The following is a 20339-nucleotide window of genomic DNA, read 5'->3' on the forward strand; positions in this document are numbered from 1 at the left end:
TTTATTCAGTAATTCTTGGGTAAGGGCGCACCGCTGTGCGCCCCTACAGGGCACTTGACTGATAGGAATTATGTAATCCACGAATCTTTAGGAACTGACAGGATTTGATAGCTGCAACGCAAAATTCACCAGCATCAGAATCATTCCTGCATCACCAACCTTCTCATCCCAATACCAAATTCCTACGCGTCCTTTATTTCCTAAACCTATGCATCAAACATTTGACGCTGCCCTTGGAATCAATCTGCTTCATGCCAACCAGGAAGGAGCCGAACACAATCGCGCCCACTTCGATCAATGGGGCATCACTTGCCTCAATATTATGAGCAGTCCCGGTGCCGGAAAGACGGTGCTGTTAGAACGCACCCTGGCGGCACTCAGCCAAGACCTGAAGATGGTCGTGATTGAAGGGGATATGACGACTGAATTAGATGCCGATCGCCTGCGCCAATATGGGGTGCCGGTGATTGCCATTAACACCGGACGCTCCTGCCATCTCGATGCCAAAATGGTGGCGGGTGGCATTCACCGACTCGCGCACGACTATACCCCCGAAGATTTTGATCTGCTTCTGGTCGAAAATGTCGGCAATCTGGTGTGTCCGGCAGAGTTTGAAGTCGGCGAACATTTGAAGGTTGCGCTGCTCAGCGTCACTGAAGGAGAAGACAAGCCGCTGAAGTATCCGATCATGTTTCAGGAAGCTGATTGTTTGCTGATTACCAAGCTGGATCTGGCTCCTTATTTAGACATTGAAATTGAAGCGATCGCCGCTAATGTACGACAGATGAACCCCCATGTCACCATCATTTCGGTGTCTGCCAAAACGGGCGAAGGGTTAGATCTCTGGTTTGATTGGGTGCGATCGCAGGTTTCTGTGCGGAAAGTGCAACAAAATATACAAACCCTGGCATCCCTTCACCCTTAGATAGAACAGAAGATAAAACGACGGTGCGATCGCGACTCATCTCACTTTTACAAATACTCGGCTCGATTAAGGAGGCTCAATGAAGATTCGTAAGCTATTGACTTGGGGTGTTGTATTTCTAGTGGGTTTGTTTTTTGCCATTAGTTGTACCCCATCTTCCAATCAAACGGCTGACCCAGCTTCTCCTGACGCTTCCTCATCTGCCGCAGGCGAGGTCGTCACCTTAGGGTTTAGTGCATGGCCGGGTTGGATTCCCTGGCAAGTCACGCAAGAGCAGGGGTTATTTGAAGCCAATAATGTCAAGGTCGATCTGAAATGGTTTGATGGCTATTTGGATTCAATCAATGCTCTGGCATCCACCCAGTTAGATGGCAATAGCCAAACCTTAAATGACACCATTAGCTCAGTCTCTGGAGGTGCCGATCTGGTGATTGTGTTGACCAACGACAACTCCACAGGCAACGACCAGATTATTGCCGCTGAAGGCATTAATAGCATCGAAGATTTGCGCGGTAAGAAAGTGGCGGCTGAGGAAGGCACTGTCGATCATTTCCTCTTGCTCCTGGGCTTAGAAAAAGCAGGGATGACCCAGGCAGATATTGACTTCCAGCCTTTAGAAACGGGTGCGGCAGCAGCGGCATTTGCGTCGGGTCAACTGGATGCCGTCGGTGTGTTTGCACCCTTTACCACCACTGCCCTGGCTCGTCCGGGTAGCAAAACGCTGTTTAGCTCTAAAGACTTTCCGGGGGCAATTTCTGACCATCTGGTCGTCAGCCGCAAGATGGTAGACGAACGCCCAGACGCAGTGCAGGCATTGGTCAATAGCTGGTTCGCCACGTTGGATTATATCGACCAAAACAAAGATGCAGCCCTAGAAATTTTGGCAAAGCGGGCGGCTGTCTCCATCGATGAATACAAAGAATATGATGCCGGAACCAAGATTTTTACACTGGAAGACAATTTGAAGACGATGGAACCGGGAACGGATATGACGTCGTTGTCCTATGCGGCTGAAGAAATTACAAAGTTCCTGGTAGAGTCAGGGCTGGCAGCACAGGCACCTGACCTGACCAAGCTATTTGACGATCGCTTTATCAAAGCATACGCTGCGGCTCATTCAAGCTAAGGAGCGATCGCCATGAGTTCATCCTTCGAGCCGATTCAAGATTTTGCCAATGCAAAGGGCGATCGCCCTTCGCGGATGCTTCCCCCGACTGTCTTCTGGCGCATCGCAGAAAACATTCCCAGACGCCTTGCCCTGGTTTTAATTGTCTTGTCGATTGTGGTGCCGTTGCTGGCGTGGTGGCTTGTTTCTACTAGTGGTGTGGTGCAACCTGCCTACTTGCTGCCAACTCCAGCCCAGGTGATTGCGGCGCTCCATCGCCTCTGGGTTGATGGTATTTTGCCCAAAGACATTGCCTATAGCTTGCTACGGGTCTTAGGAGGCTTCACCCTGGCAGCTTTGATTTCGATTCCCATGGGCGCACTTATGGGTAGCTTTGCGAGCGTGCGGGCATTACTAGAACCGATCATCGGCATTGTTCGCTATATGCCTGCCCCTGCCTTCATTCCTCTGCTGATTCTCTACTTTGGGTTAGGCGAAACTCCAAAGATCTTGTTGATCTTCATTGGCACCCTGTTCTTCAATACGTTGATGGTGATGGATGCCGTTAAGTTCGTCCCCAAAGAGATGATTGAAACCACCTATACTCTGGGGGGTCGGCGGTTGCAAGTCTTGTTACAGGTGATTTTTCCTTATATCACTCCCAACATCCTGGATGCGTGTCGGGTGAATATGGCAGCGTCCTGGAACCTGGTGATTGTGGCAGAACTGGTTGCGGCTAATGAAGGCTTAGGAAAACGCATTAGTCTGGCTCAACGCTTCCTCAAAACTGATGAAATCTTTGCTGGATTGATTGTGATTGGGTTGATTGGACTGGCGATCGATTTATTGTTTCGCCTTGCTCTACGCCTGAGTTGCCGATGGTCGCAGTAAAAATGTAATGCACGTCCTAAATCTCCATCCAAGATTTGTCCGGGTTTAGCATTTGGCAATTTTCCTGTAATGCACGTCCTAAATCTCTAGCCAAAATTTGTGCGGGTTTAGCATTTGGCAATTTTCTTGTAATGCACGTCCCAAATCTCTAGCCAAAATTTGTCCGGGTTTAGCATTTGGCAATTTTCCTGTAATGCATTTCCTAAATCTCTAGCCAAAATTTGTGCGGGTTTAGCATTTGGCAATTTTCTTGTAATGCACGTCCCAAATCTCTAGCCAAAATTTGTCCGGGTTTAGCATTTGGCAATTTTCCTGTAATGCATTTCCTAAATCTCTATCCAAATGCTAAACCCCTACATTAAAACCTGTCTCTGATCCTTAACCCCAATCTCTAACTATGCACCTCGAAGTCAATCACCTCTACAAACAATTTCCGACCAGCAATGGCACGATTACGGCTCTGAAAGATATCAGTTTTCATGTTGAAGAAGGTGAATTTGTCTGTGCGGTGGGTGCATCGGGTTCTGGAAAATCAACCTTACTGCGACTGGTTGCGGGGTTAGACTTGCCCAGCAGTGGTGACGTGTTAGTAGACGGAATCAAAGTGACAGGACCCGGTGCAGATCGGGGCATGGTGTTCCAAAACTATACCCTCTATCCCTGGATGTCGGTACAGGAAAATGTCGGATTTGGCTTAAAGTTACAAGGAATTTCGGCAATAGAACGACGTCAGCGCACCTCCTATTATCTGGAAGTTGTAGGATTAACCAAGTTTGCCAAAGCCTTGCCCAAAGAGCTTTCAGGGGGGATGAAACAACGAGTGGCGATCGCCCGTGCATTAGCATCCCAACCCAAGATCTTATTAATGGATGAACCCTTTGGCGCATTAGACGTACAAACCAAAGAGACCATGCAGCAGTTCTTGTTAGAAGTATGGCGACGTACTCAAACGAGTATTTTAATGATTACCCATGATGTAGAAGAAGCCGTCTTTTTATCCCAACGAATTTATGTCTTAACTGCACACCCCGGTACAATTCAGCGCGAGATTCAGATCGAACTTTCCGAGCAACGCGACTATCATATTAAACGTCAAGCTGTTTTCCAAAGCTATCGTGACGACATCATGGATCTATTACGCGGTAAAGACGAAGAAACGATCCTTGCGAGTTAATCGTGCCAGGTAATCATGCTTTGGGAAAGCGCACGGAGTGCGCTTTCCCAAAGCATTAACAACAGGTTTGAAACACTACCAGCTTAGTTTTGATTGAGTTCGATGATATTGCCATCTGGATCTTGAGTAAATAAGGCTGGTCGCCCAGATGCACTCATCTGGATAGAATATCCTTGCGCGATTAACTCTTCTTTAGCTGCCTGAAGATCCGCAACGGCAAAGGCAAGATGGCGATCGCGTCCTAGTTTTTCAGGGTTTTGTGGTTGGCAACGATAGGATGAATCGACAATTAAATGCACCTGAATAGTGCCCAACTGATACCAGGCACCTGGAAACTTCAGCACCCGATCGACTTTTTCCAATCCTAAAACAGTGCCATAAAAATGTTCGGCGGCTTGTAAATCTGTGACCAGTACTGCTGTATGGAGATATTGAGTCAGCTGCATGACGATGTTCCTCCTGTTCTATAGCGCTTTGCGCCTGAATCGATTATGGGTGTTGAGAGAGTTACGCTCAGCACGGTTCCCTCACAACACCTAATGACTATCAAACATCAGTAGTCCTAGTGTTACGAACACTAAATTCTGCAACATGGGATGTGGGGGCTGCACCCCCACGCAGGGGTTTCACTCCTACACCCCGTTGTAAAACTTTTAATTGGGTCTACTAGAAAGATAATGATTTTTTGTGGCGCGGGCGACGCCCGCGCCACAAAAAATCATTACATAAATACCCTTACCCAACTATGAAAAACTGGGAACGTTACTGCTCTGCCAGTCCTTTAGAAAGAATGTTGAGATTGGTTTGCACGGCTTGATGCAGATGTTCAACCAGGAGCATGACCGTTTTACTGCGATCGCGTTGATAGTGTTCAAAATAATCACCCAGATTCACCGGATCGCCAATGCGGATATAAACTTTACGAAACCCTTTAGGAGGCGGTTGATCAATCTTAAATACATCCCGTTCCAGGCGAATTAGGGTATCTAAGAATCTTTCTGGGGTAGGATGATCAGCGACATAGCCATCATACATGGCATCAAAATTCAACAATCGCGCTGCCGCTTGATGCATTAATTCATACGTCCAAAAGTCTTCATTGGCAAACCGTTCAGCAAAAGATTCAAGCGTATATTGAATTCGATAAACCCGTTCTCGTGCTAAATCATTGGCTGCGGGGGTGATTCCTAGCTTTTGTTCACATGCTTGCAAAACATGATCCTTAAGGCGAGGAATCCGCTGATTCCAATCAGTTTGCGCGATCGCATCATCATACAAGCCATAATCTTTTTCAAAGCTGATCAACACTTGTTCTGCAACTGCCCGCAAACGCTCATACGAATTGCCTACAGGTGCAATCTGAAGGGCTTGCTCCAGCCGACTCAGGGTATTATGAATCACCGTATCCATATTGCTGGTATAGCGATACTTGATGCTGATGGGAACGGCATATAAATCAGGCTTCGCTTCACCCTGTTTGACCATGCGATTCATGGCTTGTAGCGCAATTTGAATCGCACCCACCCGAAATGGCATAACCGTATCATTTTGGAACGAACACCCACCTTCCGGAAAAATGACCAGACGGCTATCGGCTTGGCTAATCAATTCCAAAGTTTTGGCAACACTTTTGCGATCGCCCAATCCCCTACGAATTGAATACGCCCCCATATGTTGCAAAAACCACCCTTCAAATCCTCTGAAGCGCTCATAGGCTGCCATAAAGTGAAACACCTCTCCCAGACGTGCCGACAGCAAAAAAATAGCACTCCAGTCATAAAAAGTAGGATGGTTGGGCAGCAATAACAAACGGTGAGATTGGATCGATCGAAGCGTTGCGATACAGTTGGGGCTAACATCCAAACTCATCCGATAGCGCCAATAGCAAAAGAGCGGAGCAATTTTTTGAAACAAACGAACGGCTAGGGGATTAAGCCGAGACGGATAGAAATCGGGTAGATGTTGAGAGTTTGTCATGTAGCAATGATTGACAGTACTAAACCGAAAACCGCTGGGATTCAAACTCCACTCTAGCAATCCTTTAGCAGCTATAGCGACCCAAATCAGTTGTGCAAGTGCCCACCCGGAGGGTGGGCACTTGCACAACCGATCATTTTCACGCATTAAATAGGGTTGCTGTGTCATCAATCCTCACCCGAATTCTGCTAAAGAACCTGGGATCACACATTAAATACAACCCAGGTGTGAGTGCTGCGCTCCGTGTGGCACTCACACTAAATCTCATCGCCCAGATCCGCATCCCAAAAAACATGACATGAATACCCCTACCTGGTTTTGGGAGCGCGGCGTTGCTGCGCTTCCAAAACTAAATCTTCGGTTTTATTAAATCCCCGATCCCCAACAACTCTTTTACAATTGGTCTACAGATGTTAGTCAACTCAGGTTTACACTAGGTTTCATCTGTGAAGGTTCACATAGCCAGGTTTTATTCGTTATGGTCAATCCCACGCCCACCCAACCGCCCTCGTCTTCACCGACCCCTCAGGGTGAAGCAAGCCAAAGTTCAGTCTCCCCCTTGCGATGTTTTAGTGGGGCATCGATTTCTGGCGCGATCGCCACAGCGCTCTATTTCTTAACCGCCTCAATTGCCCAAACCTTTGCTAGCAAAGCAATTCCATCGGGTAATCAGTTTGCTGTTAAGATTTCGATTGCGGTTCGAACCTTGGTGGTTGGGTTAAGCACCATGGCAACTGCCATCTTTGCGATCGCCACGTTAGGACTCATCGCCCTGGGCATCAAACTTTTGATTCAGCAACTTGGGCAACCCCAGGAAAAATAATATTTAATCTGGCTCTACTGACCGTTATCAAACTTGGATGAGTTGATTCATCACCATGCAGGAACACCCCAAAGAACCTAACATTAACTTGAAATTGTTGGGGTTTTTGACGTTTTTATATCGGATTAAAGCGTCCTTTATCTTTGCCGTTTGCATTGCCCTGTGGAGTATTTATTACTCACCCAACCCGCTGATTTTCTTTAGCCTTTTATTATCTGGAATGGTGCTGTTTCAGGCAGCAACTAATTATGTTAGCCTTGCATCACTGTTAGTCAATGATGTCCCAGTTCAAACGATTCCAAGTAAAAAATTTGATGCTGTTTTAGACGAATTAAAGACAGAAATCGTTAAAATTGAACGTCTAGGATTTGAGGAGATTGAGCGCTACTATATTAAACACACAACTTATGAATCCCTGGTATTTATCTTTAAAGATCGGCAGTCTCCTCTCTATTGGGAGATGAATCATGTTGTTGGACGAATTCAGTATTCTACTATTTTTTCCGAGTTTGAGAGCGGCTTATATTTGAGTAGCATTTCAATTGCCGCCGGACACTTTCCTCGCCTCCCTCAGGCTTATCTACAATCTCTGCCTCAAGCAGACTACAGCACGCTATTAGAATTACACCGGGATGCCTTAGAAATCTTTGCTGATTATGGTCATACGCCGCTAGACATTCCTGCGCAACATTTTCGAGACCATTATGTAAACGTAGGCAAAAGCTTTATTCGATATATTTTAACCGTGCCGTTTTGGTATCTGAAAATGACAATTTGGGTACTCACTAAAGCGGGGAAAAAATATCAGGTTCCCATTCGAGAACAGTTAGCTAAAAATCTGATTCGTATTCCTTAATCATCCGCGATCGCTGATCTATAACCATCCCCACGGACTTATAAGAGGCGCACCCCGAAGGGTGCGCCTCTCACAACCCGCTTATCTTACACTCGGTTTGCGGCTATTAGCCCGTCATCTGACGTAATACTTGCATGGCTAAATCTGCTTTTTCGACAGGCACAAAAAGATGGTCGTGGTAGTATGCAGACACAACATTGCTGCTGATCCCATGTTCAGTCAACTGTCGAGCGATCGCTGCCAGAAAGCCAACGGCTTCTAAGCTAGAATGAATCGTCAACGTAATCATCTTGCAAACAAATACGTAATCCAGTTGCAACTGTTCCGCTTCTTGCTTCGTTATAATTAACGTCAGTCCTTCAGGTTCTCGAAACTGACAAACCGGGAGGATCTCTAGCTGCCTCACCTGGGTAACAGGAACACAGCAAAACACGTAGTCTTCTGGGAAAAGTTGAGGCTGCATGGAGCGTAGCAGCGTGGTTAAATCTTTTTCTCCAAACATTGTCTTTCCCTGAAATTTGCGATGATGTTACTCAAACGCTTTGGTCTTTTAATTGGCATAGTGCTGTTGCTGGTCTTGTCACTACAGCCCATCACCACAGCGCAGGTTTCGTCCAATGTGACGGCTCGGGTTTCTCGTCTGGAAACCGAAAATAGTACCTTGCGATCGCGTGTCAATCGCCTAGAGTCAGATGTTGCCCGGTTAGGCCGAGCCTCTGGGGTTGAATTATCTCCCCCGGTTCAAAGCTCTGAACCCTCCAGTTCAGCCGCTTCATCTGACCCCATGTTCGACCGATTAGCAACGCTGGCGATCGAACTGCGCGATCGCATTATTACACTAGAAGAAAAAGTTGCCGATCTAGAAAGCGCAACGCCCTAACCCCTTAATTTTTCGCGGATAGTACCTTCCTGATCACGAAACCCTACCAAAACCGCTGTCCCTTCTTTCACAAAAAGAGGGCGCTTTAACAGCATTGCATCTTGAGCAAACGCTTTGACCCATTCTTCTTCTGTCCAGTCATCTTTCTCAACGCCCAACGCCCGGTACGACTGTCCGGAGGTATTCCGCATTGGCTTAAACCCTAACGCACTGACCCAACCTTGGATCATGTCGCGGGTTGGGGGATGCTCTTTGGTGTCAATAAATTCGTAGTCGATCCCGTTATTCTTAAGCCAGGTAAATGCTTTCTTACAGGTGCCACAGTTGGGGATGCCATAGACTTGAATAGCCATTAGTCACACATTCTACATAACAGTTTCTAGTGTAGATGATTAATTGTTGGCTTTTAGCGATTAGCGCATCAGCAAAACAGGCATTATGGGGCTTTGAATGCGATCGCCTGCACCACAGCTGCCATACCTGTGTGATAAATCCCTTCTACCACATTCCGCTCAAGCTCAACTAAATGCGTAAACGTTAAGCCCGCTAACTCAAGGCTTAAAGATTCTTGCGATTGCATCAAATCGACTGAATTGCCGCCACCCGTGCCATGCTTCAACTGATCAGGCGTGTACGCTTCAAGCAAAAAAACACCGTTTTGCTTTAAGCCTGCTTCTACTTTTTTGTACAGGTGTCTTCTCACAGCCGGGGGCAAGGGACAAAAGATTGACACAATTCCATCCCACCGATTTTCGCCCAACTCATACTCTGCTAAATCAGCATGAACAAAATCAACCACAACCCCGTTCTTTTCGGCTAACTTTCTGGCTTTATTCAAACCCACCACCGATACGTCTACCGCAGTTACGGCATATCCCTGCTTTGCCAGGAAAACAGCATTTCGCCCTTCTCCTTCAGCCAGGCTGAGAACGTGACCTTTGGGAATGCGGCTGACATTCTCTTCCAAAAACTGGTTTGGATCTGTGCCATAAGCATACTCTTCTGCGCTATATCTTTCATCCCACATTCGTTTTCTCCATGGGTTGCCGTCGGTACAGGTGATTAAAGAGAATTCTAAGGGATTTGCGAGCCAATATAGCCATTCTAGATGGATTGTGGACGCGCCTTTGATCACCCAGTTGGGATTGAACTAAGGGCAACTCATCTCAAGAATGTGATAGTGCCGCAAGAATCAGATAGCGAAAGAACAAGCCATTTTCTAATCTAAAAGTGTCTTGAGAAATCACTATGGGAATTGGGAAAAACAATGGCATATTTACTACACATTGATGCAAGTCCACGCGGAGAACGCTCCCACTCTCGCCGCATGACTCGTGAGTTCATCGAACAGTGGAAACAGCAGCATCCCAACGATGCGATCGCCTATCGAGATGTGGGGCGCAATCCCATTCCCCATGTGGATGAAGCCTGGATTGCGGCTGCTTTTTCATCCCCAGAACACTACACCCCCCAACTTCAGGAAGCGATTCGCGTCAGTGATCAACTGGTAGACGAATTTTTGGCAGCTGATATCTATGTCATTGGTGTGCCCATGTATAACTTCAGTGTACCTAGCGGATTTAAGGCATATATCGACCAGATAGTCCGAATTGGGCGCACTGTTGATATTGAATCCAACGAGGCTGGCAATGTCTATAAACCGCTCGTCCTGGGTAAGAAAATGTTTATTATTGAGGCACGGGGAGATTCTGGCTTTCAACCCGGTGGACGCTACGAAACCATGAACCACCATGATCCCTACCTTGTGACCGTTTTCGGGTTTATGGGCATCACAGATATTACCTTTGTTCACGTCGAGAATGATGAGTCTGGCGGACAAAAGTTAGCAGAGTCGATCGCCAATGCTCGTCACAAAATCACGGAGCTAGTTGCTGCATAAATAGCAGGACGCCATACCTTGATGAATACCGCTTCTTGATTTTTCCAGTCATTCTAGTGTTGCAAACACCAAACTTTGCAACATGGGGTTTTGGGGACTGCGCCCCCAAGAGGGGATTTTATCCCCTCCACCCCCTCTAAAACGTTTAAGTTGGTGTACTAGGTACAGGCAAGCGGCTCTTCGACAATGTTGAAGTGCCCTCTACTCTACAACTCGTTCGTTCCAGCACAACCCGTAAAGGTACTATTGTCTGCATATACCGTCCTGCGGGTTCCCTGGAAACGGATTCATTTACCCTCGACTAAGTTCTCCTCAACCAAAACTGGGTGATGGTTATGCTTGAACCACTATATTTTCCGCTAAAACTGATTGCAGTACTTGGATGTGGGTTAATCGCTGGCGTGTTCTTTGCCTTCTCAACCTTTGTGATGAAGGCTCTGGAGCAACAACCACCTGCACAGGGAATTGCCGCCATGCAATCGATCAACATCACAGTGATTAACCCCTGGTTTATGACTGCGTTTTTAGGAACGAGTGTTGTTTGTCTGGTGTTAATTGGCTTTTCACTTCTGCGGTGGCAACAACCCGGTACGGCTTATTTACTGTTCAGTGCTTTGCTCTACCTGATCGGTTGCTTTGGAGTGACGATGGTGTTTAATGTGCCGCTGAATGATGCGTTGGCTGCCGCTAACCCCAACAGTCCAGAAGGTGCAGATCTCTGGGCTAAATACCTGACCAATTGGACATTTTGGAATCATGTTCGGACGATCGCTGCCTTCATCGCCGCCGCCTTATTTACAATGACCCTCAATGCTCCACTAAAACTGTAGAGTCTGATAAATTTACCTGAGCGGCTTGTGAGAGGCGCACCCCGAAGGGGTGCGCCTCTCACAAGCCATTTGGGATTGCCATAGCGCTGTGCGGGTTGACTCTGCACCGCAAACGTCTCAGATGATGTTGGTAAATCCGTCGTTACTCTGGCGATCGCTTCTCAAATCATTGCAATTTAACCGCAGTCATGGCGTCGTAGGATAATTTAGAGTAGGGAATGCTTCTACGGTCGGTGTGGGCAGGTTTAGCCCCCTGTTCCGGATGTGAATAGTGAGGCGATCGCTACACCTGTTCTGACTCTGTCACCTGTTTCCTGACGATTGCTGAGATCCCTATTTTCTTGTGATTGCAAGAACCTTGTCCTATGGCTGCGCAATACTTGATTCATCGGGTTATGTGTCTGTCGCTGACGCTGACGGTATTGCCAGCGATCGCTGTTTCTCGACCTGTGACGGCAGCGACGGCAGTGGATTTGAGTCTAAATTTGACCGTAAACCCCTCGACTCCACATGCAACTTCAGACCCAACAGCGGCGATCGCACGCGCATCGGTTTCTCCAGTACCCATGAATGCGATCCCAGCCGCCGGAATGGGACAGGGGTTGCTATTAAGTCAAGCTATATCTTCTGAATCAGAAGCACTTCAGCGCTATCAGAGTGGTGCCCAGCAATATCAACAAGGAGAATTTCGGGACGCATTAGCTTCGTTTCAGCAAGTGCTGACCTATATCCGGGCAGCGGGGTTGCGGTCAGAGGAAGGGATTGTTTTAAATGATATGGGTTTGGTTTATAACGCCTTAGGCGATTATCCTCAGGCGTTGGATCTATTTCAACAAGCATTGGCAATCCATCAAGCGGTGGGCAATCGAGCCGCAGAAGGTACCACGCTCAACAACATTGGGTTGATTTATACCTATCAAAGTCGCTACCCTGAAGCATTAGAGGTGTATCAACAAGCCTTAACCATTCAACGTCAGGTGGGTAATCGCTTTGTAGAAGGGACAACGCTGAATAATATTGCGTTTACGAATGAACGCATGGGGCAATATCAGCAAGCCTTAGACGTATATCAGCAAGCCTTAGCGATTCATCGAGAAACGGGCAATCGGTCGGGTGAAGGCTATGTGCTGAGTAATAGTGGCAATGTTTACTTCAACCTTGGGCAATATTCGCAAGCCTTAGATCTATATCAACAAGCAGCCGCGATCGCTAAAGAGATTGGCGATCGCGCATTAGAAGGGCAAACATTTAATAATATTGGCTTCACCCATGATGCATTGGGGCAATATCCGCAAGCATTAGATTTTTATCAGCAAGCCTTAGCGATTCATCGAGACATTGGCAATCGGCGAGCCGAGGGAGAAGTATTACTGTACACGGGCAACACCTATATCCATCTCGGTGACTATGATCAAGCACTGAATGTATTTCAACAATCATTAGCCATTCGACAAGAAATTGGCGATCGCGCAGGTGAAGGGGTGACGTTGAATAATATCGGGTTGGTCTATAACGATTTGGGGCAGTACGATCGAGCACTAGAATTTTACCAACAGTCTTTAGCAATTGTTCAAGAGCTGGGCAGTCGAGAAACAGAAGGAATTACGCTCAATAACATTGGGCTGATTTATAACAATCAGGGAAACTATCCCCAGGCGCTAGATTTCTACCAGCAATCTCTGGCAATCTTACAGGAATTGGGCAATCGTCCTGGCGAAAGAATCACGTTAGGCAACATGGGAGGCTTGCTGGCAGCCCAAAACCAACCTGAGTTAGCCATCATCTTTTTCAAACAAGCGGTCAATATTACAGAAGCAATTCGGCAAGATTTGCGAGCATTGTCGTCCGATGAGCAACAGTCTTACACGGCAACGGTAGCAGGTAGCTATCGTCAATTAGCAGATTTACTACTGCAACAAGATCGGGTGTTAGAAGCCCAACAAGTACTGGATTTGTTGAAAGTACAAGAGCTGGAAGACTACTTGCAAGATGTCCGGGGCAACAGCCAGACGGCTCAGGGTATCGACTATTTGCAACCCGAACAACAGCTGGTGGACTTGTATGATCATGCGATCGCTCAGGGTCAAGAACTATCGCAACTACGAGCTATCCCCATGGCAGATCGCACCCCTGACGAACAACAGCGTTTAGCAGAATTAGTGGCAAATCAACAAGAACTGGCACTGAGTTTTGATGATTTCCTCAACCGCGATGATGTGATTGCCGCCGTCACCCAACTGACCCGCAACGCTCGCCGCCAAAATCTTGATTTAGAACAACTGACTGCCCTGCAAGATAATTTGCAAAACTTGAATCAAAATGCCGTATTGCTCTATCCCTTAATTTTGGATGATCGGCTGGAACTAGTATTGGTGACGCCCTACTCTCCCCCGATTCGGCGTACTGTTGCTGTCACCCGCGAAGAATTGAATCGGGCGATCGCCCAGTTTCGGACTGACTTAACCAGTCGCACCAATGATGCTAGAATTTCGGCACAACAGCTTTATCAATGGCTGATTCAACCGATTGAAGCAGATTTACAACAAGCCCAGGCTGAAACCATCCTCTATGCCCCCGATGGGCAATTGCGCTACATTCCCCTAGCCGCGCTGTATGACGGCAATCAATGGTTGGTACAGAGCTTTCGCATCAACGTGATTACAGCGGCTTCTCTGACTGATTTTGACACCACACCGCAAGGTCAATTACGAGTTTTGGCAGGAGCATTTACTGAAGGTAGCGTCGATTTTCAGGTGGGTACCCGGCAATTTAGTTTTAGTGGCTTGCCCTTTGCAGCGGTTGAAGTCAGCAATATTGCCGCTGAGATTCCTGATACGACCGAATTGTTCGATCAAGCCTTTACCCCGCAAGCTACCATTCCCCAGATGGATGATTACACCGTCGTACATCTGGCAACCCATGCCGAATTTGTCCCCGGTCTACCCGAAGAATCATTTATTCTCTTTGGCAATGGCGATCGCATCAATTTACGCGATATGGCAACCTGGTCACTCCCCAACGTCGATCTGGTGGTGTTAAGTGCGTGCAAAACCGCCGTGGGCAGTGAACTTGGTAATGGCGAAGAAATCCTCGGCTTTGGCTATCAAATCCAACGAACCGGAGCCAGAGCCGCGATCGCATCCCTCTGGTCAGTTGATGATGGCGGCACCCAGGTATTAATGAATGCGTTTTATGCAGCCTTAGAACAAAACATGACCAAAGCTGAAGCGTTGCGACAAGCTCAGATCGCTTTGATTACAGGTGATTTTACCGAATTAGGTGTAGATCCCCCGACACAATCATCGCTCAATCGCCCCTACTACTGGGCACCCTTCATTTTGATTGGCAATGGCTTGTAAGTTCATTGAGCAGGGCGATCGTACTGAGGTTATGCACAGCCTAATTGACGTTTGCTATACCCATCAGCGAGATCGCTCCTCTTCCTCATCTGCCCCATTTCTTCGCGTAAAATTAAATCGATCGCCTGATAAGTCAACAATCATGCGTTGCTAAGAATCTACCCAGATGAAAAAGTTGCCCCTGCCCTGGCTACCTGCGATCGCTCCGCTGTTTTGGATCTCAGGCACAATCGTGTGTTTAGGGATGTGCTTAGGAATTAGAACTGAAACGGCGATTGCCCAAATACCTATTACCGGCAACAGTCCCCCTAATCTGGCGGACTCAGCAGAATCAACTGCCAGTGACGCGGTTCCCAATCCTGCTCAGACACCATCTGAACCACCTGCTACTACTACTACTACCTTGCTACGAGTTGAAGGAACTCTAGAAGCCGGGGATGCAGTGCTTGAAGAAGATAACTCCTGGTACGACACCTATACCTTTGAGGGACGAGCAGGGCAACGAGTTTCCATTGTTATGGAAAGCCTGGAGTTCGATCCCTATTTGTGGTTACTGGCTCCTAATGGCAAAGTACTGGTACAAAATGATGATTATAACGACACTCGTAACTCTGCAATCCTTTTGGATTTGCCGCAGGATGGAACTTATACCCTCTTTGCTAATGCTTATGCAGCAGCCGGGCAAGGACGTTATAGCGTCACTGTAGAAGTGGTTCCAGCAAATCAACAAGAACCACTCTTTAGTGAAACTGCTCATCGTCAGTCAGAAGCTTATCAACTTAATCAGCGAGGGACTCAGCTAAATAATACGAGTCAATATGAAGCAGCTCTTCAGTCCTATCAACAAGCTTTAGAAATCTATCGAGAAATAGGCGATCGTATTGGCGAAGGACAGATTCTCAATAACATTGGATTTATACAGGACAATTTAGGGTTATATGAAGAATCACTAGATCATTATCAGCAAGCCCTAAGCATCTCTACAGAAATAGGTAATGTTCCCCTTGAAGGTATCATTCTCAATAATATTTGTGCAGTTCATATTAGTCTTAGTCAATACTTACAGGCACTGGAAGTTTGCCAACAAGCATTAGTTATCCGTAGAGAAACAGGTAGTCGTTCTGGAGAAAGTATTACCCTCATTAACATGGGGTTAATTTATCACAAGCTTGGACAATATCCGCAAGCGCTAGAAGTTTACCAACAAGCATTAGTCATTTTCCAGGAAGTGGGCGATCGGACTCAAGAAGGGGTAACTCTTAACAACATTGGCGGAGTCTATGACAGCTTAGGAGAATATATCCAGGCATTAAGTTTTTATCAACAGGGATTAAGCATCCGCAGAGAAGTTGGCGATCGTTTAGGGGAAAGCGCTTCCCTCACCAACATTGGATCAACCTATGAAGCTTTAGGACAATACTCACAAGCGTTAGAGAGTACCCAGCAAGCCTTAAGAATCGCCAGAGACATTGGTAACCGCGAAGGAGAAGGAACTGCTCTTGGTAATATTGGTCTGATTTATAGCAATTTGGGACAATATCCACAATCATTAGAGTTTTACCAACAAGCTTTAGAAATCGCCAGAGACATTGGTGATCGCGAAGGAGAAGGTACTGCACTCGGTAACATAGGTTCGATTTATAGCAGTTTAGGACAGTATCAACAGGCGTTAGCGTTTTATCAGCAAGCATTAGAAATTGCCAGGAACATTGGCGATCGTGAGGGAGAGAGTACAACGCTTAGTAACATTGGCACAATTTACGACAACGTAGGGCAGTACTCACAAGCATTAGAGTTTTATCAACAAGCCTTAGCTATTCGCAAAGAGATGGGCGATCGAGCAGGGGAAGGAGTATCACTCAACAATATTGGAGTAACTAACCAGGCTTTGGGAGAATATTCACAAGGCTTAGAGTCTTATCAACAAGCATTGGTGATTGCTAGAGAAATTGGCGATCGCTCTTTAGAAGGCACAACACTAGGGAACATCGGGGCAGCATACATCAACTTGGGACAGTATCCACAATCATTAGCGTTTTATCAACAAGCCTTGGCTCTTAGTAGAGAAATTGACGATCGAGCGGGCGAAGGAGTGGCACTCAATCACATTGCTTCTGCTTACGACAAATTAGACCAACCCTTACAGGCGCTAGATTATTATCGGCAGGCTTTGTTAATTGCCCGAGAAATTGGTGATCGTGCTTGGGAGGGAATAGCCCTTAGCAATATTGGCTCCACTTATAGCAAGTTAGGACAATATCAACAATCATTAGAATTTGGACAACAAGCATTAGCAATTCAAAGAGATATTGGTGATCGATTGGGTGAGAGTATGACCCTTAACCATATAGGGGTGGCTTATTCTGAGCTAGAGCAATATTCACAGGCGTTAGAATTTTATCAACAAGCATTAATCATCACTAAAGATATCGGTGATCGTGCAGGTCAAGCACTTGTTTTATGTGATATAGGTCGTGCCTTAACTGCACAAAATCAACCGGAATTGGCAATCCTGTTCTATAAGGAATCAGTGAATCTTAGAGAGCAAATCCGTGGTGAAATTCAGGTTTTACCCCAAGAGATGCAACAGTCTTATGCTCGTTCAATTGCTGATGATTATCGTGATCTGGTTGATCTGCTCCTTCAACAAGATCGGGTGTTGGAAGCACAGGAAGTTTTGGATTTGCTGAAGCTGCAAGAACTGGAAGATTACTTGCGAAATGTGCGGGGCAACGAGCAGACAGCACAGGGGCTTGATTTATGGCAACCGGAGCGGCAGATTTTAGAGATTTTTGATGAGATGTTGGCAGATGGGGACGCTGAGGGAGATGGGGAAGTCGGGGAAGAAGTGCCTGATTTTGAGGCGTTTTTGACGAATCCAGAGGTGGTGGGGTTGGTGGAACAACTGCGGCGTAATGCACGGGGGCAAAACCTCAATCCGGAGCAGTTGGCAAAATTGCAAGATAATTTGCAACAGGTGGGCAATGCGGCGCTGCTTTATCCGCTGGTGCTGGACGATCGCCTGGAGTTAGTGTTGGTGACGACTGAGGGTGTGGTGCGGCGCACGGTGTCCGTGAGTCGAGAGGAATTGAATCGAGCGATTGTCCAGTTTCGCACCGTGTTGACCAGTCGAACGTCGGGCAATCGGGCACAGATGGAGGGACAACAGTTTTATCAATGGTTGATTCAGCCGTTGGAATCAGAGCTACAAGCAGCGGGAACGCAGACGCTTCTCTATGCTGCCGATGGGGCATTGCGTTATATTCCTTTAGCTGCATTGCATGATGGGCAGCAATGGCTGATTCAACGCTTTGCTATCAACTCGATTACAGCGGCTTCTCTGACCGACTTCACCCCCCGTCCATCGCAACCGCTGAGTGTGTTGGCAGCAGCATTCAGCGATCCACAGCAAACCTATACGTTTCAGGTAGGCGATCGCTCTTTCCAATTTAGTGGGCTACGATCTGCTGGGGTAGAAGTCGAAAATATTGCAGCTGAAGTGCCCCATACCCGAACACTGTTCAATCGACAGTTCAGTCGAGCTGCGGTGGAACCGCAAATGGATGATTACCGGGTTTTACACTTTGCTACCCATGCCGAGTTTGTGTCTGGTCTGCCCGAAGAATCATTTATCGTGTTTGGCAATGGCGATCGCGTTACCCTGCGAGAATTGTCTGATTGGTCATTGCCGGATGTCGATCTGGTGATTTTAAGTGCCTGTAAAACGGCGGTTAGCGGGGCATTGGGTAATGGTGAAGAGATTTTAGGCTTTGGTTATCAGGTGCAACAAACTGGGGCAGAAGCAGCGATCGCCTCACTCTGGTCGGTCGATGATGGTGGCACCCAGGTGTTAATGAATGCGTTTTATGCAGCTTTAGAACAGAACATGACTAAAGCTGAAGCCCTGCGACAAGCCCAGATTGCTTTGATTACAGGCGATTTTACCGAATTAGGTGTAGATCCTCCGACACAACCATCGTTCAATCGTCCCTACTACTGGGCACCCTTCATTTTGATTGGCAATGGACTGTAATGGATAGCAATGCTTAAGGGTGTGAATCATAAGTTGTTGAGAGAGAACCGCGTAGGGGTGCGCCTTTCATAACCCATTTAGGATTGCTATAGTTGATTCATCGCCTAAAACTAGGATGGTTATATGGGTCTTTTAGCCGATAATATTGTTGAAAAGTTACAGACTCTACCCGACTCTGTTCTTCAAGACGTTTTAGATTTTGTTGAACTCCTTCAGCAGAAAACGGCTTCTGACAAACCTTCATCTCAAACCGTACCCTCACTTCAGCAAGTGGCTACACTGCCTCTAGAACAACGTCATCAATGGCTCACTCCTTTTGTGGCATCCATGGCAGACGATTTCCGAAATGACCCCGAACTAACAGAATTTGAGCATCGCTCAATCCATACTGATTATCAAATGACACCTTGAAATTTGTTGGTGAGCCAGCCAAAAATCGACAGCGGCGACTATAGTAGGTTTGGGTTGGATTCAGACCCTTTTAACCCTCACTAGCGCTGGAGTTCTATGTCACCCACAAATCAGGTTTACCCCGTCATTTGGCAAGATGATCATGTTTGGTTAATTGACCAGAACCGCTTACCCGAAGAATATGATGTCGTACAAATTAGCCGTTGCGACGATATGGCGTTGGCAATCAAAACCATGATTGTCCGGGGTGCGCCTGCTATTGGGGTGGCAGCAGCCTATGGGATGTATTTGGGGGCAAGAGAAAGTCGAACGAGCGATCGCGATACTTTTCTGCAACAGTTAGAAGAGGTTGCCACAAAGCTACGGGCAACCCGTCCGACGGCAGTAAATCTGTTTTGGGCGATCGAGCGCATGTTAAAAACCGCCTACAAAATTGAGGGTGAGGTCGAGCAGATCAAACACGCATTGCTCGATACAGCGAAAGCCATCAATGCTGAAGATATTCAAACCTGTCTGGCGATCGGGGCACATGGCTTAGCCGCATTACCCAGCGAACCTGCTCAACTGCGGTTGTTAACCCACTGTAATGCCGGTGCATTGGCAACCGCAGGCTATGGTACTGCATTGGGTGTAGTGCGTTCGGCATGGCATCAGGATCGGTTGCAACGGCTCTATGCCGATGAAACGCGTCCTCGGCTGCAAGGGGCACGGCTAACCAGTTGGGAATGTGTGCAAGAAGGAATTCCCGTAACGCTGATTACCGATAGCATGGCAGCCCATTGTATGCAGAAGGGCATGATTGATGCAGTCGTAGTCGGAGCCGATCGCATTGCTGCTAATGGTGACACCGCCAATAAAATCGGCACCTATAGCCTGGCACTGGTGGCAAAGGCACACAACATTCCTTTCTTTGTAGCAGCACCCTTATCTACCATCGATTTTAAGCTGGTGGATGGCAGTCAAATTCCGATTGAAGAACGGGATCCGGCAGAGGTATATCAGATTGGTGAAACCCGCATCTGTCCAGATGGTGTGGAGTTTTATAATCCGGCGTTTGATGTGACTCCGGCTGACCTGATTGCTGCCATTATTACGGAGCATGGCGCGATCGCCCCTGCGGAGTTAGAACAATTTCGCTCAAAACAGTTGGGTTAAGGTATCGGGATGTATTTTTT

Annotated in this window: 19 protein-coding genes; 14 read left to right on the plus strand and 5 right to left on the minus strand. The window is 47.1% G+C overall.

Going from position 1 to position 20339, the window contains the following annotated elements:
* Positions 1-208 precede the first annotated feature (208 nt).
* The 4 genes from hypB to ACR6Z4_RS17445 all read left to right on the plus strand — a co-directional run bounded on the left by hypB (position 209) and on the right by ACR6Z4_RS17445 (position 4095).
* Positions 209-925 (plus strand): hydrogenase nickel incorporation protein HypB, encoded by a 717-nt coding sequence (gene hypB, locus ACR6Z4_RS17430; protein ID WP_479718576.1) that lies wholly within the window; start codon positions 209-211, stop codon positions 923-925.
* 79 nt (positions 926-1004) lie between these two features.
* The gene (locus ACR6Z4_RS17435; RefSeq protein WP_479718577.1) at positions 1005-2051 is read left to right on the plus strand and encodes an ABC transporter substrate-binding protein; all 1047 of its coding nucleotides are present in this window, start codon (positions 1005-1007) and stop codon (positions 2049-2051) included.
* 12 nt (positions 2052-2063) lie between these two features.
* Positions 2064-2921 (plus strand): ABC transporter permease, encoded by an 858-nt coding sequence (locus ACR6Z4_RS17440; RefSeq protein WP_479718578.1) that lies wholly within the window; start codon positions 2064-2066, stop codon positions 2919-2921.
* A 397-nt stretch (positions 2922-3318) separates the two neighbouring features.
* Positions 3319-4095, plus strand: coding sequence for an ABC transporter ATP-binding protein (locus ACR6Z4_RS17445; protein WP_479718579.1), 777 nt, complete (start codon positions 3319-3321; stop codon positions 4093-4095).
* An 83-nt stretch (positions 4096-4178) separates the two neighbouring features.
* Here the strand turns inward: ACR6Z4_RS17445 and ACR6Z4_RS17450 are convergent, their stop codons facing one another.
* Positions 4179-4541, minus strand: a complete 363-nt coding sequence (locus ACR6Z4_RS17450; protein ID WP_479718580.1) for a VOC family protein — start codon at positions 4539-4541, stop codon at positions 4179-4181.
* 316 nt (positions 4542-4857) lie between these two features.
* Positions 4858-6240: a lysophospholipid acyltransferase family protein gene (locus ACR6Z4_RS17455; protein WP_479718581.1), complete on the minus strand. Its 1383-nt coding sequence runs from the start codon at positions 6238-6240 to the stop codon at positions 4858-4860.
* A gap of 310 nt (positions 6241-6550) precedes the next feature.
* Here ACR6Z4_RS17455 and ACR6Z4_RS17460 point away from each other — a divergent pair, with 310 nt between their 5' ends.
* Together ACR6Z4_RS17460 and ACR6Z4_RS17465 are read left to right on the plus strand one after the other, a co-directional pair.
* The gene (locus ACR6Z4_RS17460) at positions 6551-6895 is read left to right on the plus strand and encodes a DUF3082 domain-containing protein (RefSeq protein ID WP_479718582.1); all 345 of its coding nucleotides are present in this window, start codon (positions 6551-6553) and stop codon (positions 6893-6895) included.
* Between the two features lie 55 nt (positions 6896-6950).
* Positions 6951-7751 carry a hypothetical protein gene (locus ACR6Z4_RS17465; RefSeq protein WP_479718583.1) on the plus strand — a complete coding sequence of 267 codons (801 nt, stop codon included), beginning with the start codon at positions 6951-6953 and terminating at the stop codon, positions 7749-7751.
* 106 nt (positions 7752-7857) lie between these two features.
* Here ACR6Z4_RS17465 and ACR6Z4_RS17470 read toward each other — a convergent pair whose 3' ends face one another.
* On the minus strand, positions 7858-8253 hold the full coding sequence (locus ACR6Z4_RS17470) for an ACT domain-containing protein (RefSeq protein WP_479718584.1): 396 nt from the start codon (positions 8251-8253) through the stop codon (positions 7858-7860).
* 21 nt (positions 8254-8274) lie between these two features.
* On the opposite strand from ACR6Z4_RS17470, the gene ACR6Z4_RS17475 reads away from it, so the two are divergent.
* Positions 8275-8631 carry a hypothetical protein gene (locus ACR6Z4_RS17475; protein ID WP_479718585.1) on the plus strand — a complete coding sequence of 119 codons (357 nt, stop codon included), beginning with the start codon at positions 8275-8277 and terminating at the stop codon, positions 8629-8631.
* On the opposite strand, the gene ACR6Z4_RS17480 is transcribed toward ACR6Z4_RS17475, so the two are convergent.
* Both ACR6Z4_RS17480 and ACR6Z4_RS17485 read right to left on the minus strand, forming a co-directional pair.
* The gene (locus tag ACR6Z4_RS17480) at positions 8628-8984 is read right to left on the minus strand and encodes a Spx/MgsR family RNA polymerase-binding regulatory protein (RefSeq protein ID WP_479718586.1); all 357 of its coding nucleotides are present in this window, start codon (positions 8982-8984) and stop codon (positions 8628-8630) included. The genes ACR6Z4_RS17475 and ACR6Z4_RS17480 overlap by 4 nt on opposite strands.
* A gap of 83 nt (positions 8985-9067) precedes the next feature.
* Complete coding sequence (locus ACR6Z4_RS17485) at positions 9068-9658, minus strand: class I SAM-dependent methyltransferase (RefSeq protein ID WP_479718587.1); 591 nt, start codon at positions 9656-9658, stop codon at positions 9068-9070.
* A gap of 240 nt (positions 9659-9898) precedes the next feature.
* Between ACR6Z4_RS17485 and ACR6Z4_RS17490 the strand changes: the two genes are divergently transcribed.
* From ACR6Z4_RS17490 to mtnA, 7 genes are all read left to right on the plus strand, one after another.
* Entirely contained in the window at positions 9899-10531 is a 633-nt protein-coding gene (locus ACR6Z4_RS17490; protein ID WP_479718588.1) for an FMN-dependent NADH-azoreductase, read from the plus strand.
* A gap of 329 nt (positions 10532-10860) precedes the next feature.
* Positions 10861-11361 carry an anthrone oxygenase family protein gene (locus ACR6Z4_RS17495; RefSeq protein ID WP_479718589.1) on the plus strand — a complete coding sequence of 167 codons (501 nt, stop codon included), beginning with the start codon at positions 10861-10863 and terminating at the stop codon, positions 11359-11361.
* A gap of 49 nt (positions 11362-11410) precedes the next feature.
* Entirely contained in the window at positions 11411-11566 is a 156-nt protein-coding gene (locus ACR6Z4_RS17500) for a hypothetical protein (protein ID WP_479718590.1), read from the plus strand.
* A 160-nt stretch (positions 11567-11726) separates the two neighbouring features.
* A complete protein-coding gene (locus tag ACR6Z4_RS17505; protein WP_479718591.1) occupies positions 11727-14720 on the plus strand; it encodes a CHAT domain-containing protein in 2994 nt (997 codons plus the stop codon).
* A 166-nt stretch (positions 14721-14886) separates the two neighbouring features.
* Positions 14887-18753 (plus strand): tetratricopeptide repeat protein, encoded by a 3867-nt coding sequence (locus ACR6Z4_RS17510; RefSeq protein ID WP_479718592.1) that lies wholly within the window; start codon positions 14887-14889, stop codon positions 18751-18753.
* Between the two features lie 123 nt (positions 18754-18876).
* The gene (locus tag ACR6Z4_RS17515; RefSeq protein ID WP_479718593.1) at positions 18877-19164 is read left to right on the plus strand and encodes a DUF2281 domain-containing protein; all 288 of its coding nucleotides are present in this window, start codon (positions 18877-18879) and stop codon (positions 19162-19164) included.
* Between the two features lie 96 nt (positions 19165-19260).
* The gene (gene mtnA / locus ACR6Z4_RS17520) at positions 19261-20319 is read left to right on the plus strand and encodes an S-methyl-5-thioribose-1-phosphate isomerase (protein WP_479718594.1); all 1059 of its coding nucleotides are present in this window, start codon (positions 19261-19263) and stop codon (positions 20317-20319) included.
* Positions 20320-20339 lie beyond the last annotated feature (20 nt).

The sequence above is a fragment of the Calyptranema fuscum S582 genome (genome assembly GCF_055793305.1).

Coding starts and splice junctions, on each gene's coding strand:
- hypB (WP_479718576.1), top strand. CDS start 209: ATGCATCAAACATTTGACGCTGCCCTTGGAATCAATCTGCTTCATGCC.
- ACR6Z4_RS17435 (WP_479718577.1), top strand. CDS start 1,005: ATGAAGATTCGTAAGCTATTGACTTGGGGTGTTGTATTTCTAGTGGGT.
- ACR6Z4_RS17440 (WP_479718578.1), top strand. CDS start 2,064: ATGAGTTCATCCTTCGAGCCGATTCAAGATTTTGCCAATGCAAAGGGC.
- ACR6Z4_RS17445 (WP_479718579.1), top strand. CDS start 3,319: ATGCACCTCGAAGTCAATCACCTCTACAAACAATTTCCGACCAGCAAT.
- ACR6Z4_RS17450 (WP_479718580.1), bottom strand. CDS start 4,541: ATGCAGCTGACTCAATATCTCCATACAGCAGTACTGGTCACAGATTTA.
- ACR6Z4_RS17455 (WP_479718581.1), bottom strand. CDS start 6,240: ATGACACAGCAACCCTATTTAATGCGTGAAAATGATCGGTTGTGCAAG.
- ACR6Z4_RS17460 (WP_479718582.1), top strand. CDS start 6,551: ATGGTCAATCCCACGCCCACCCAACCGCCCTCGTCTTCACCGACCCCT.
- ACR6Z4_RS17465 (WP_479718583.1), top strand. CDS start 6,951: ATGCAGGAACACCCCAAAGAACCTAACATTAACTTGAAATTGTTGGGG.
- ACR6Z4_RS17470 (WP_479718584.1), bottom strand. CDS start 8,253: ATGTTTGGAGAAAAAGATTTAACCACGCTGCTACGCTCCATGCAGCCT.
- ACR6Z4_RS17475 (WP_479718585.1), top strand. CDS start 8,275: ATGATGTTACTCAAACGCTTTGGTCTTTTAATTGGCATAGTGCTGTTG.
- ACR6Z4_RS17480 (WP_479718586.1), bottom strand. CDS start 8,984: ATGGCTATTCAAGTCTATGGCATCCCCAACTGTGGCACCTGTAAGAAA.
- ACR6Z4_RS17485 (WP_479718587.1), bottom strand. CDS start 9,658: ATGTGGGATGAAAGATATAGCGCAGAAGAGTATGCTTATGGCACAGAT.
- ACR6Z4_RS17490 (WP_479718588.1), top strand. CDS start 9,899: ATGGCATATTTACTACACATTGATGCAAGTCCACGCGGAGAACGCTCC.
- ACR6Z4_RS17495 (WP_479718589.1), top strand. CDS start 10,861: ATGGTTATGCTTGAACCACTATATTTTCCGCTAAAACTGATTGCAGTA.
- ACR6Z4_RS17505 (WP_479718591.1), top strand. CDS start 11,727: ATGGCTGCGCAATACTTGATTCATCGGGTTATGTGTCTGTCGCTGACG.
- ACR6Z4_RS17510 (WP_479718592.1), top strand. CDS start 14,887: ATGAAAAAGTTGCCCCTGCCCTGGCTACCTGCGATCGCTCCGCTGTTT.
- ACR6Z4_RS17515 (WP_479718593.1), top strand. CDS start 18,877: ATGGGTCTTTTAGCCGATAATATTGTTGAAAAGTTACAGACTCTACCC.
- mtnA (WP_479718594.1), top strand. CDS start 19,261: ATGTCACCCACAAATCAGGTTTACCCCGTCATTTGGCAAGATGATCAT.